5 protein-coding genes are annotated in these 12,977 nt (G+C 50.8%); 3 read left to right on the forward strand and 2 right to left on the reverse strand.

What is annotated here, in order from left to right:
* Window positions 1-217: 217 nt before the first annotated feature.
* From NNN64_RS21285 to NNN64_RS21295, 3 genes are all read left to right on the forward strand, one after another.
* The gene (locus NNN64_RS21285; RefSeq protein WP_061067471.1) at window positions 218-913 is read left to right on the forward strand and encodes a flagellar brake protein; all 696 of its coding nucleotides are present in this window, start codon (window positions 218-220) and stop codon (window positions 911-913) included.
* A 15-nt stretch (window positions 914-928) separates the two neighbouring features.
* Complete coding sequence (locus NNN64_RS21290) at window positions 929-1,516, forward strand: helix-turn-helix transcriptional regulator (protein ID WP_333908968.1); 588 nt, start codon at window positions 929-931, stop codon at window positions 1,514-1,516.
* A gap of 101 nt (window positions 1,517-1,617) precedes the next feature.
* Window positions 1,618-2,385: a putative bifunctional diguanylate cyclase/phosphodiesterase gene (locus NNN64_RS21295; RefSeq protein ID WP_271442689.1), complete on the forward strand. Its 768-nt coding sequence runs from the start codon at window positions 1,618-1,620 to the stop codon at window positions 2,383-2,385.
* A gap of 144 nt (window positions 2,386-2,529) precedes the next feature.
* Here NNN64_RS21295 and NNN64_RS21300 read toward each other — a convergent pair whose 3' ends face one another.
* Both NNN64_RS21300 and NNN64_RS21305 read right to left on the reverse strand, forming a co-directional pair.
* The gene (locus NNN64_RS21300; RefSeq protein ID WP_271442690.1) at window positions 2,530-11,868 is read right to left on the reverse strand and encodes an autotransporter outer membrane beta-barrel domain-containing protein; all 9,339 of its coding nucleotides are present in this window, start codon (window positions 11,866-11,868) and stop codon (window positions 2,530-2,532) included.
* Between the two features lie 196 nt (window positions 11,869-12,064).
* Window positions 12,065-12,643, reverse strand: coding sequence for a LuxR C-terminal-related transcriptional regulator (locus NNN64_RS21305; protein ID WP_271442691.1), 579 nt, complete (start codon window positions 12,641-12,643; stop codon window positions 12,065-12,067).
* Between the last annotated feature and the right edge of the window lie 334 nt (window positions 12,644-12,977).

Here is a 12,977-nt window from a genome sequence, read left to right on the forward strand (position 1 = left end):
GTTTTAGGCATGGCTTAAGCTAAAATTAATTCTGATTAAATGTTTTTACGTATCAATAAATGACAAAAGATAGTTAAAAACTTAAGTTTTAATCAACTGTTCGACATGGAATCCACTATGGTAATTAGGCGCCAGGGGTGGATGCTGATCTCGCGTTTTTGTCTGTCATCAGACCGGGGCCGAGACATATCTTAAATATGGAAATAAGGGTTTTAGAATGAACTTTGGATTAGCAAAGGACAACAAGTTTGAGATCATCGCTATCCTTCGTGAAGAGCTGCATAAGAAGACGAAGCTGGAAGTTTTATGTGAAAACACCAGCGTCATCACGCAGTTAGAAAGGATCGATTTCGAACGCTTTGTGGTCACCGGTCATGAAGACATCATTCCTGAAAAGATCCAGTACTTTATCCTGCACAGTGACAGCGGGATTATAAAATTTAGCGCCAGATTTGAAGCAACCCCATCAACAGGTGCTGAGGCAGGATTATCCTACCTCATCCCGGATATGATTTTCTTTGCCCAACAGCGACAGAATCAGCGGTTTTCTTTTCTGAAGGGGTTCGATTTTTTCTGTTTTGGTCGTTACAAAAACGGAGAGAACTACTCACTTAAGATTAAAAACATCTCTCAGGGTGGCTGTGCGTTAATCGCTAAAGATGTTAATGCCCGTTTTCTTTACAAGGATGCAGTGATTAAAAATGCTGCTCTGGATTTTGATACGTTCGGCAGTTTTCAGCTTGATTTAAAGGTCATTGATGTCGTCGCGATCAACGAATTTGATGAGGATAATCAATTGTATTCCTGTCATCAGGTTTCTTGCGAGTTCGATTTTAAGAACCGTCGTGAAGAGGCTGAAGTTGAGAAAACCATTATTAAATTTTTAATGAGTAATAAAATTAGAAGCTTATAAGGAGCGATGAACAGGATGTTGATGTGTGGCAGTGATAATTTTGTGGGCAACGGTATGTTTGCCTACCTGACAAGCAAACATGTGCCGATAAAAACATTCCAGTTTGAGGATATGTTGCAGCAGTCGTCATTATGCCAGCATCAGACAATGGTTTTTAATATCATTAACAATGAACAGCCGTGCTCCGCCATTGTGCAGTTTTTGAATAAAAACCGGTTCAAGTTTTATAATAGCGTCGTTGTCATCGTCGCTGATAGTTTGGTGGCGAAATTATGTGTTGAATTATTATACGTTGAAAAAACGATAGTATTGACTGAGAAATCCTCATTACGTGATTTTTCTCAGCTGGCAACGTTATCGGTCGGGAAATGGAATCCCCGGCTGTATCGCTCGCAGAAAAGATTGACGGAAAGAGAACAACAAATCCTCAGTCTATTGGTAAGTGGTTATTCTGCCAGGGAAATTTCTGAGCTGGTTAGTCTGAACTATAAGACTATTCAGGCGCATAAAATGAGAGTTGTCGCCAAGCTGGGACTGACCAATACATCTGATCTGAATAAACTGATTGTCAGATTTACCCATAGCATGTCTTTTTTACCCTAACCTGGCTATTCTTTTCTGATGTAGCGCACTTAACAGCAGGTACAACTCGGGAGTGATTTTGACTGGTTTTTAATGTATATGATTTGTAAAGGGAGAGGGGAATGTTTAATTCCGATGAGGTGCTCACCGCGCTTGAAAAGGCATTGAATACCAGTCAGCTTTATATGGTTTATCAGCCTATTTTTAATTTACATACCGAGTGTATTAGCGGGTTTGAAGCATTAATGCGGTGGAACAGTCCTCAGATGGGTATGATTTCTCCTGATGTGTTTATCACGTTACTGGAAGACAGTGGCAATATATTTTCAATTGAAGATATGGTTGCCAGTCCACCGTGGAATGTTGCGAGTGCCTGGCCTGAACCTCTTGTATTATCAGTAAATATTTCTGCGCTTGAATTCTGCGATCCTCTTTTACCTCAACGAATAAGACAAAACCTGGCCGCTTCCGGCCTTCCGGTTCATCGATGCCAGATTGAAGTAACGGAAACATCGCCGCTGTGTGACAGTCAAATAGCGGCGAAAAATATGACGGAACTGAAGGCAATAGGGGTCAAATTAGCGCTCGATGATTTTGGTACCGGGCACGCTAATCTTAATTATCTGCTGAAATATCCTTTTGATACCTTAAAAATTGATAAAGAGTTTGTCACCGAAATAGAGCCCGACACTAAATCGACAAGGATTATTGAGGGCATCATTTCTTTAGCGCACAATTTTGGCATTGAAGTCCTGGCCGAAGGGGTCGAAACCCAGTCTCAACTTGATCGCCTGACGCAGATTGGCTGCGACAAAATTCAAGGCTTCTTCATTTCTCCCCCGGTGTTGGCAGAAGAGATCCCTTCACTGTTAGCGCAATATAATCGTTAATCCCTCCTTATTTACGTTTCCCAATCCCTTGATTGTTCCGCGTTGCTGGTAAGTCTGTCAGCCTGATAAGCGTAGCGCATCAGGCGGCCCTGAACGGCAAAAAAAAGCCCCCTGTGAACAGGGGGCTTGCGAGGTTATGCCTGCTTAAAACGATTTCTTAAAGCCAATAGACGCATTGACCGGGGCTTCAACCTGCGATTTATTGCTGCCGTTGCTGAACTGTGTCCCCAGTTCGCCGTAGACCTGCAGATTACGATCGATAGACCACGACAGACCCGCTGCAACCTCGGTGCTGGAGTACTGCTGTGAAGATTCCAGTGTGGTAGTGGCGACCGCATTGCTGAAGTGCGTTTTATCTTTGGAACCCAGACCCTGCCAGACGTTTACCCGGCCGTACGGCTGGAACTTGCCGTGGTTGGTGTCGTAGTCCGCGACCAGACGCACGCCCAGACGCGCAGTAAATGAATCGGCGGTGTCCATATTCACTCTCGTTTGGGTTACACCATCCAGCGTGCTGTTATCAAAGTCGCTGTACTGATAGATCAACTGGGCCTGCGGTTCCAGGCTCCAGGCGCTGGCACCTAAACGGAATGCTTTACCCACTTCAGTTGAGGCCGTCAGCGTATTGCCTTTGACGGTGTAAGAGCCGTTGTTACCCGATGCCGACAGGCGGGATTTATGGTTCCCGTACTGCAGCACGTTATCGACATACATACCGTCACCAGAGAACCAGGTGGCATAACCGCCAACGTAAAATGCGTTGTCGTCGATGTTGCCGCCTTTGCCGTTGCTGCCCGTTTTACTGCCTTTCACATTGCTGTCGATATCCAGAATGCTGGTGTACATACCGGCTTTCCAGCTTTCATTGGCGTACATATCGACGCCGACCTGAATACCCATGGTATGGGAGCTGGTTTGCGTACCGGCTGCATCATCCAGTTTGGTTTTACCGGAATAACCAATCATTCTCGCCCAGGCGCGATTGTCTTCATCAATACCCGGTTTAACCTCATCACCCATACGTTGGTGCATGTTGCCCAACAGACTGATGTCACCCTGGCGAACCACGCTGGCGAGACCGGAGTACAGCATGGTTTCCGGACGATATTCACTCCTCAGGTACCAGTTTTCGCCCTGACCCTGTGCATTCCCGGCGTGGAGCTGATACTCAAAGGCACCCGCAGCCATACGCTCAGCGGCAAGATGGAAGGCATCCTGCGACGTTTGCGCCGTCGTCGTTGCGCCATTAAGCGCCGTGACCACTTCGATGCCGTCACCCACGGTCGGTGCGCCGAGCCCGGAACCGTCGACATCCAGCAACGTGCTTCCGCTGGCTTTACCGCCATCAATAATCAGTCGGTCGGCAATACCTGTGCCGCCGGCATTCTGCCGGGCAGCCATGTTGATAGTGCCTTGTTCGCCGCTGTAATCCCCTTTAACCGTTAAGGTTGTGCCAGGTTGCTGGCCGATAAGGGATACATCGCCACCGTTGCTCAGCCCGGCGACTGTCTGGTTATAACCCTGGGTATTCAGGGTGGTGCCCGCGACAACATAGTGGTGCGAGGCGGCACTCAGGGTGTTGGTATCACCGGCTTGCAATACCCCGCTGGTGATGAGTGTTGCACCGCTGTAGCTGTTTTGACCTTGCAGCTCCGTCGTACCATTACCGGTCTGATGCAGCTGGCCTGCACCACTGATGTTCCCGCTTAACGCCAGCGTATCGGCGCGATTAACGTTAAGCACGCCGTTATCAACGATATCCCCTTCAATGCTACCTATCGTACCGCCGGTACCGAGCTGCAATACACCTTGTTCGATGGTGGTACCGCCGGTATAGGTGTTATCAAGCGTCAGCGTCAGTGAACCTTTACCGGTTTTGGTCAGTTGACCGTTACCTTCGACTTCCGTCAGCAGGGATACATCATGTCCGTTGGTGTCGAATGTCCCACCACCAGATTCCAGCGTAACCTGACGTGCGGTATCAAACGCTTCACCATATTTCAGCGTACCGCCGTTGAAGGTGATTCCGGTCTCTGCTGCGCCGAGGTTGGTATCGCCTGCAACCTGAAGCGTCCCTGACGTGATAGTCGTACCGCCGCTGTAGGTGTTGTTGCCTGTCAGGATTAATGTACCGAGGTCGCCTTTATTCAGACCACCGGTACCGCGGATCACGCTATCAATGGTTGCGGTGTAGTTGATACCATCGACTGTGCCATCGCCGACGCGAATCAAGGTATTGGCGGTATCGGTAGTGATGGCTTCACCGCCTACACGATAACCGTCGGTGGCGAATTGTGCGCCACTGATGATCACGTCGCCTTTGCTGTTATCGACGGTCACATTACCGGCTTCCCCCTGGAAGACGGCAAATGCAGCATCGGTAAACGGTGCGTTCAGCGCGCCTTCTGGCGTAGACTCATCCGTCGTCCAGTTGTCGTTCCCCTGGCTTGACTGCCAGATACCATCACCGCCGTTGATGACGCCGTTATTTTTCAGCTCGCCATTTTCACCGCCGGTACCGTCCCAGAAGCGCAGCGTCAGCCCGGCATGGTTGACCAGGTTGACCTGATTTTTCACCGACGTCTGCACGTACAGGCTGTCAGCCGCTTCCGGCGCGTTAGCAATATCCATCACATTGTTAGTCAATGTGCCGGTGTAGTTGATGACGCGATAGACACCAACGTCAAAGCTACCGCCCGGTGAGGTTTCAATGTTGAGCTTACCGTCGAGCGTCAGATCGCCATTCACGTCAATCAAATCGTTAAAAGCACCACCTGGGGTATAAGCCTGTCCAAACTGATAATCCAGCTGGGCGTTATCGCTGAGCGTCAGAGAACCGGTAGTCAGTTTACCCACGCTATTGATGGCGGCACCGGCAGTAATGTGGCCGTTATCCTGCACATCGACCGCACCGCCGATAATACCGTTACCACCGAGTGTGGCACCCGATTTCACTGTGACCTGACCGGTAGAAGCAGATTGATTGCCGTTGACCAGCAATACCCCCTCATTGACATCAGTGATACCGGTGTAGGTGTTGTCGCCTGTCAGGGTCAACGTACCGTTACCCACTTTCACCAGGCTGCCGTCGTTGCCGCTGATAATGCCGCTGATGGTGTCAGCAAGATGCAGATTCCCCAGCGACAGTTGCTTTTTACCCAGCTCGACGTTACCTGCGCCGGACAACGAACCGATGGCCGTCCCGCTGTTTACTGCGCTGACATCTACCAGGCCGCCTGCAAGGTTGGCCACGCGGGTATTTTCTGCCATCGCCTCATCGGCCATGGTCATCAGCCCACTGTTGGTCACAATGGCATTCCCACCGCTGGCATTGTCTTCCAGCGCCAGTGTGCTGTCTTTCGCCACGCTGACCGTCGCGTCACCGGCTGTTGCGTTGTTTGAGAGTACGGCTTTGGCTTTTCCTGTCAGATTCAGTTTGGCACTGGCGGCGGTGACGGTATCCGCCAGCGTTAACAGGCTGTCGGCAATGTTCATGGTCAGTGATTGCAGACGGGTGTCTGCGCCGCTGACGTTAAGCGTTGCCCCATTATTAACCGTGATGGTGCTGCTCTCGTTGCTGCCGAATACCCCTGTTTTGCTGGCATTGACCGTCACATTGTTGCTATTACCGGTACCGGCAATTTCTGTGTCGCCTTTGTAGCTGTTGGCACGGTCGAGCGTCAGAGTACTGCCCGCATCGCTTGAGCTACTGGTGACTTTCAGTTTGCCATCACCGGTAATTTCCCCGGTCGGTGTGAAGTGATGTGAATTGAGATCGAACACGGCCGCATTATCATTTGCTCCCAGCTCAATGGTGCGATTGCTGGTCAAGTCCGCGCCCATTTGCAGCGTGGAGGCGTTGTTAATCGCCAAATCGGTGCCGCTCTGGCCGAGGTTGCTGTCAGAGGAGATCTGCAACGTACCGCCATCAATTCGCGTGCCGCCGCGATATGTGTTATCCCCGCTTAGGATCAGACGGCCGAGGTCGGTTTTCACCAGTGTCAGTTTGTCGTTGGTGCTGGCTTCACGAAGGATTGACTCAATGGTTGCCGTAAAGTTTTGTCCCGCACCACCGGCGCCTACGCGCAGCAACAGTTCACCGGTTCCCGGTGTCTGCCCCGCATGGGTGGCATTTTCTGTGGTGGCCCAGGCGTTAAGTGCATCGCCTTTTACGACGTAACCATCGGCATCAAACTGCGCACCAGAGAAGTTGACGTCACCTGCAGCGTTATCCACGGTAACGGTGCCACCCTGGGTGGTGAATACGGCAAAGGACTTCTGCGCCCACGGGGCGTTGCCCTCGCCGGTAGCTGTCGTCCAGTTGTTGTCACCCTGAGCACCGATCGCCATCCATTTGCCATCGCCACCGTCAATCTTGCTGTTGCCTTCGATGCCCGTTAAGCCGTGGTTCTGGCTGGTGGTTGCGCCATCCCAGAATTGCAGGGTAACGCCGTTGGCATTCACCAGGTTGACCTGTTTGTCGATAGAGGTCTGGACAAAGATGTTGCTCTTATCCTGAGTGTCCGGTACCGCACCTAACTCCAGCGTCTGGTTATTCAGCGTACCGCCGTAGTTATAAATACGGTACACACCAGGACCGAAATTCCCGCCCGATGACGTGGTGACATCCAGTGTCCCGTCCAGTTGCAGATCGCCTTTGACGTTGATCAGGTCATTCAGCTTACCGCCCGGTGTGTAGGCCTGGCCCAGCTCGAAGGCGGACGTCGTTTTGCTGCCAAGCTGCAGATTACCGTTAATGGATAACGTACCCGCACCGCCGTCACCAGCGCTAATCGTTGTGGCATCGTTCATCAACACGTTGCCGCCGATAATGCCATTACCACCCAGTGTGGATGTGCCGCTAACGGTGGTTGCGCCACGTGCCGCGCTTTGATCGCCATTCACCAACAGCGTGCCGTGGGTGACCGTTGTGTCGCCGGTATAGATGTTGTTGCCGGCCAGACGGGTAATGCCGCCACCTATTTGCTGCAGTGCACCGGTACCGGAAATAACGCCGTTCAGCAGGACGTCGTTGGCGCGATTAATTGCCAGTATGCCGTTATCGATGATGTCAGAAACGGTGCTGACTTCGCCCGTATTTCCGCCGGAACCTAACTGCAACGTACCTGTTTGCGCAATGGTGGTAGAGCCTTTGTAGCTGTTGTTGGCGGTAAACACCGTGGTGCCGCCTGCCGCACGTTCGAACTTCCCATCGCCGCTGATCGTACCGTTATAGATTTGCGCCGCGGTGTTATCACCCTGGGTATCAAAGATGACCCGGCTGTCTGGGCCTTGAGTCATCACATCGTAATCAGCAATCGTTGCCGCGGTGCTGGTGGATTCACCGTGATCGCCTGTACGCAGCGTTGCACCGCTGGTAACGGCAATGGTTTGGCTGGCCAGTTCCAGACGGTCGACAATACGCATATCCGCCTTTTGACCGCTAATTGTCAGTGAATCCCACCCCGTGCCGATGTTGGTGCCGGTGGTCAGGTTATCGCCGCTCAGGCTGCCAATTTTTGCACTGATGCCATGTGTATCGGTGAAGGTGAGGGCGTTGCCGCTACCGGCTTTCGTAGTGATGTGGCGGGTCTCATTCAGTTCAACGTCGCCAATATTGGCTTTATTGTTGCCGTTGGCTCCCGCGAAATTCACTTCGCCCGCAAAAGAGCCACTACGCCAGTTAAAGGTATCAGTGCCTTCACCCGTGTTGATCACGCCACTGGTCGTGCCTTTACTGATATCAATCGTGTCATTGCCCTTGCCCGATTCGATAGCCACCGCTGTGTCGGTCAGGGCCTGAAGGGTACCGGTGTTGGTAATGGTTTTATTACTGTCGCCGCTGGCGTCAATCACTGGAGCCGTGGTGCTGGCTGAGACAATTTTTCCGCTGTTGGTCAACGCGCTGACGTTTTTCGCGATGATGGCAGAGCCACCGGCGGCGTTTCGCACATTGATATCGGCACTGGTAGTGACTTTACCGTTTGTGTTGGCGCGAATACCGCTGCCTTCGCTATTCAGTACCTCAATGGTATAGCCTTTACCGATGGCCAGGTTACCCGTTGTCGCGCTCCCGTCGTGCTGCTCAAAAGCGAAGCCGGTACCTTTACCATTGACGTTCAGGATGTTATCAAGCCCATCTTTCATGTTCAGGGCAACGCTGGTGCGGATCCCCGCGCCGTCGTTGGCATCGATGGTCACATTTTGCAGAGTGATATTAGTGTTGTTAGCATCGTTTTGAATGCCTGCGCCTGTGCCATCAGCACGGATCTTCACATGCTGCGCTGACAGGTCGCCGGCTTTATCTGCCAGACGAATGCCATCAGCGGTGCCGTTGGTGGTAATGCTGTCGCCACTAATGCCGTTAATCTGCAGGCTGGCCCCTTCCGTCAGCAATACGCCAGCGGTGCCATCATCAACCTTAACCTGGCCCAGTTGATTAATTTGCGCACTGGCACCCGACGCGCGAACGCCGATACCGTTGCTGACATGTAGAGCGGAGGCGGATTTATTGGTCAGACTCCCGCCTTGTTGAACGTCCACGCCGATACTGTCGACGCTGGCAAGATTGATACTCGATTCGCTATCGAGGATCAGGTTACCCAGATTTCTCGCTATATAGGCAATCACTTCATTGCCACTGGCTTCAGAGGTGATCTTCGCGTTTGAGGTAAGCGTCGTGCTGGTGGCATTGTCCTGATTACGACCATTGAGCTGATGCGCCTGGCCATCAACCACCCCGGCAACGGTACGTTCACCGGTTAAATTAATGGTGGTTTTGTCGCTGATATTACCGCTGGCGCCGCCTTCGATGACCAGCGCTGCGGAATCGCTACCCTGCACGGTAAATGTGGCTTCACCAGTATCGACTTTACTGCCTGCGCCGGTAGCGAGAACGCCAACAGAGTTTTTGCCGCTTAAGGTGAGATCAAGGTTGGATTGGGTCGGGCTCTGCGGATCGTTGGGGTCGCCGGACAACAATGCACCATTGGCAATACGGAAAATGGTGGTACGTTCTTTACCGTTGTCATTCATCACCGCCTGACCAATATTGGCGGTAGCGCCTTCCCCATACAGATAATAGCCAATCTGATCGGTGTTGTTGAACACCGGGCTGCTCAGGTTGTCGACGTTAGCAATGGCGTTATCACGTACGTGCACGCCGATATTCCCAACCTTGTCCAATATGATGTTGGAATAGACGTTGACTGTCGCCTGTCTGTTGGTGCCACCTTCAGCCCAGACTGCATAGTTACGATCGTTGATGCCACCCGTACCATCTACGATAATGGAACCTGTATCGCTGGTGGTCACTGCGGCGTTCTTGTTGTTGGCGCTGACGTGGATCCCCACGTTATTCGTGCCGTTGACGTTAATCTTGCCGTCGTTTCTGATTTGCTGATTATTTTCCGCGCCGCTGTCACGCACGGAGATGCCGTAGTTCTTGCTGTTCCCCGCATCCCCATTACCATTGATGACGATGTTGCCCGTATTCAGTACGTTGCCGGTTGCGTTGCCGATCAAAATTCCTGCCGCGTTACGGACACCGGTGCCCAAGGTGATGAGACCGTTGTTAATAACCTCTTGGGTGCTTTTGGTCATAATCCCGGCGCTCAGGCTGGCACCACCGGGCATGATGACATCCTGGGTCAGGTTACTTGCGTCACGCCCCAGGTAAATAGCGGCATCGGCACTGTTGGTAAAGGTCGCATTTCCCGCAACTTCCACGCCAAAGGCGGTGCCGTCACCGTAAGATGCACCGTTTTTACGTCCGTCGACGACGTTAATATTGCCGTTATTGACGCCTTTTGCCTCGCCGGACAACTGCATACCAATGGCCAGCGTCAGCGAAGCATCCGGGACATCTTTGCTCCAGGGATCGGCGGCAGATGCGGTGCCGAAGTTATCGGTGGTGATCGCCTGATTGATGGTGCCTTCGTTGGTGATAACGCTGGTACCTTGCCCCTGCATACCGAATGCGCCGTAGCTGTTGACGTTTTGATTACCATCTTTATCAATGAACAGACCTGAGTTGATAGTCCCGTGGTTGGTTGCCTCGGCGTTTAGCGCCAACATGCCAATCGCCAGGCTTTGCCCACCAGAACTGCGTAGCGCGTTCAGCTCGCCAAGGTTGTTGATAACCCCGCCGTCTATGGCTTTCATGACGCCATTAATACTGCCGTCAACGGCGATTATCGCCCCTTTGTTCAGGGTGCCGGTAGTGCCAGCGCCGTTGGCATAAATGGCATGCAGCTCACCGCTCGCGGCAGTGGCGTTGTTGATATGTGACTCGCCATCGGTCCAGACTTTGTAGTCCCAGGTGAGTTCGTCAGACGGCTGACTGGAATGAATTAAACTATCGATATACCCGGCATACTTTGCTTGTGCTGCTGTAACGGTTGTGACCTCTTTAGCATCCAGCCACAATTGGATTTGGCTGACCTTATCCCCATTGGCATTTTCTGCGGCGTCGTCACTTCTGCCCAACAGGAAGTCGTTAAAATCGGCCAACTCCTGCGTACTGGTAATGGTGAATGTGCGCACCCCGGTTTCGATAACCTTGCCATCTGCGTCATAGCCATAAGTCATCAGCGACACATCATCGCCAAAGACAGAGGTTTGCTTTGAGCCGGTGAACGTTTGTGTGGGAACCACGGGTGCTGCGTTAAATTTTATATAGTTGTCAGACTGCCAGTTTACCTGGCTGTTGGTGCCTTGTGCTTCCAGTAAGGAGGAGTCTTTGGCCAGTAACTCGATGGTATTGGCTTTGTCGCGTACATGGAGCGTGTCATTACCTATGTTCAGGTTGGCCGTAGCGCCATGGGTTGCCAGTGCGATACCAAACTGCTTATAGATTTCAGACTTGGTTGCATCATAAGTATTTAAGACGGAATCGCCGACTTGCGATTTAGTAAGAAAACTACTTAACACATTGGTATCAAAGACCTTAATGGTTTCTGAACCGTCCGGGAATGCCGGGTCAACCACCTTGAAGTTTTCGCTTTGAGAAGGCTCAGCCGATTGGTTATACGTCAGGTATTCCGCCAGCTCTTCAGGTTTGGTGATTGTTTTGGCACCCTGGCCTGGGCTGGTGGCCTGCAGCGTGATTTTGCCTGTTCGCAGTAACTCACTGATGGTGGTTGATTCTACAACGCCGCTTTGACCCGGATTAATCGTCGGGATTGCGCCGCTGATATTGAGCTCCTGACTGGCGGTTTTATTTTCATATAAGAAGCCGTAGTCGTGGGGAGCCTGATAAACGCCCGCAGAAATACCGTTCTGGAAGTCGTCAGAAATATTTCGCGCGCCCGTAGCGGTAATCTGCGCCGCTGAGGCCATCATCGTAGCGCCACTTAATGCGCTGGCTGCCAGTACCGCAACAGTTTTACGGGAACTGCTTTTCTTCTTACCTCTGGTTAATTCAGAGACGACAACCCAGATACCGAGTGCCGCGTTCCAAATAATGCTGTAAACCTTATTCATATATAACCCTCGTCTACATTCCTGTTATGTATGTGTTAATACGTTGAGTTGTTGGCTATGGTTGGCACGCGGATGTGCTACCCGGTATGTCTATTTTCGAAAATAGCGATCCCTTCCGGGCCAGGCGGAATTAAAAAATGAGCCGAAAGAAAATCTGTTAATAATTAACCGTGATTACTATCCTTAAATAAGTCAGTTACGGCTGGCTATAGTGAGAAATGGTGTACTTGAGCCGGGTATTACTTTTACCCAGCTTTCTGGCAATGTTGCTTTTGTACGCCCCGATTGTTTTTTCACTTTTTTGCGATACGCCGGCGATTTGTGTCAGTGACCACCCCCGGGCTAGCATCATCATCACATTGAATTCGTTGGTCGTTATTTTTGTCTGTAGTTCTTTGATATTGCGTGGCTTTTTGTTGTTTGTGATACAAGTGATTGTTTGCAATAGCTGATCAAGGCTGGTGTCTTGATCGAGGAACTGCAGAGCCATTCCGCAAACAGTTTGAAAAATAGAAAAAGTGGCTTCATCGGCTAACACGATGATCGTTGTGGATGGTCGTATAGCCATGTTGCGGATAATCCTGGCATATTTTAAAAAATCTGATTTGTCAGGATTAATAATGATGCAATCCGTTTCATGAGATTGCGTTTGGACGGCAGAAAGCGTCTGGGAGGAATGGTACGCGATATCAATATATAATGATGAGCCACGTAGGATTTCTCGCATGCCTAGCCAGGGGTAAATTGAGTCACCCAAAAAAATAGCTTTAGACATAACGATCTCCTTGAAATTTTGGTGCAAGCAGTCGCCTCTTTTTTTAGTTAAAAAAGAGTTTCTCGCGATGCATGAAATGTTAATTAATTCTCGTATGCCCTAAATAATTCCAGTTGCAGGAAGTCCGGGGAGTGAATTCCCAGGCACACAGATACGATGTGGCTGAGGTGAACTAACGCAGCCAACGCATAGGCAACTTGAAATATGACGGGTATATTTCGCTCTTTGCTTTGAACGCATCCTTATTTATTCGGATATCAACAGATATTTTCTGTCTTTATTTAAATCATTAACTATTCTTAAAGTAGATATTANACTTTGTTAAAATTTAAGA

The sequence above is a fragment of the Citrobacter sp. Igbk 14 genome (assembly GCF_028069825.1).
Taxonomy (GTDB): Bacteria; Pseudomonadota; Gammaproteobacteria; order Enterobacterales; family Enterobacteriaceae; genus Citrobacter.